Source organism: Glutamicibacter sp. MNS18 (assembly GCF_026107515.2).
In the GTDB taxonomy this organism is placed as follows: domain Bacteria; phylum Actinomycetota; class Actinomycetes; order Actinomycetales; family Micrococcaceae; genus Glutamicibacter.
Genome location: NZ_JAPCHW010000033.1, coordinates 1 through 1242 on the forward strand (window position 1 = coordinate 1; position 1242 = coordinate 1242).

Annotated in this window: 1 protein-coding gene and 1 pseudogene; both read right to left on the reverse strand. The window is 61.0% G+C overall.

Annotated features, from left to right (window positions below; all coding sequences use genetic code 11):
• Positions 1 to 95: 95 nt before the first annotated feature.
• Complete coding sequence (locus OK351_RS17835) at positions 96 to 584, reverse strand: AEC family transporter (protein WP_265161767.1); 489 nt, start codon at positions 582 to 584, stop codon at positions 96 to 98.
• 157 nt (positions 585 to 741) lie between these two features.
• A pseudogene (locus OK351_RS17840) lies at positions 742 to 1242 on the reverse strand (pyruvate dehydrogenase (acetyl-transferring), homodimeric type); the annotation flags it as partial.

The following is a 1242-nucleotide window of genomic DNA, read 5'->3' on the forward strand; positions in this document are numbered from 1 at the left end:
ATGTCTGAGGCGTTTTCCATGCTCTGTTCGGCCTGGTCTTTCTGGATGGTCATATCGTGTTTTCCTAGTCTCTTTCTATCAATTGACTAGGGGTCTTACACAATCCATCTGACAGGCTCCGATCCCGCCGGCAGCATCATCTGGGCAACCACGGGAAAACCGACCATGAAGATCACATTGTGGATCAACTGGCCCATTCCCGCGGCAAAACCCGCCTGCGGGCCGAGCACGCCCAGGACAACGGGAATACCCAAATAGGAGACATTGCCGAAGCTGGAAGTCAGCACGCCGGCCATGCTGCGTGCCCGGTCCATCCGCATCAGATACCTGAAGACCATCCAGATGAACACCGCGCACACCAGGGCGGCAGCCGCCCCACCCCACAGGAACTCCGGCGGAACGCCTCCACTGATATCGGCCCCGGCCACCACCTTGTAGAGCAGCGCCGGCAGCGCCACGTAGAAGACGAAGACATTCAGTGCCGGTTCGACACTTCCGGAGAAGCGACTGGAATAGCTGGCAGCGTAACCGACCAGCATGACAAAGAAGAGCGGCAGCACGCCGAGCAATACGTCTAGAAACACTCCACTGCCCTGCCTGCGATCGGATCCTCCAACCTGACCACCTTACAGTCAAGGCTCTCGGAACACCGTCGCCGCCCGTCACGGCCACCCGCGCATGGAGGAAAACGCCCGGGCATCACCTGCTGTCCGCAGATGATGCCCGGGCCGGTTCCCACTACTACGCGTCACCACCAGCATTACCCGAACGGCCCGCGTTCGGGTTATTCAGATCATACTTCCGATGCGCTTCCACCGGCGTCCCGACCGGAATCTCACCCCGATCAGCCAACGACTGCAACGTCTTGACCACCAACGAATGCGCATCAATCTTAAAGAACCGACGCGCCGCAGCCCGCGTATCACTAAACCCGAACCCATCAGCCCCCAACGTATGGAACTCACCAGGCACATACGGACGCACCTGCTCCAACACCGCCCGCTGATAATCACTGGTCGCGATCACCGGACCCGTCGCGGAGGCCAACACCTGCCGCAAATACGGCACCGGCGCCTCCACCCCCGGCTCATCCAACAAGGCCCGGTCACACCCCTGACCCTCACGAGCCAACTCATTCCACGACGTCACACTCCACACATCCGCCGACACCCCCCACTCCGTCGCCAGGATCTCCTGGGCCTCCAACGCCCACGGCACCGCGACCCCCGAAGCCAGCAACTG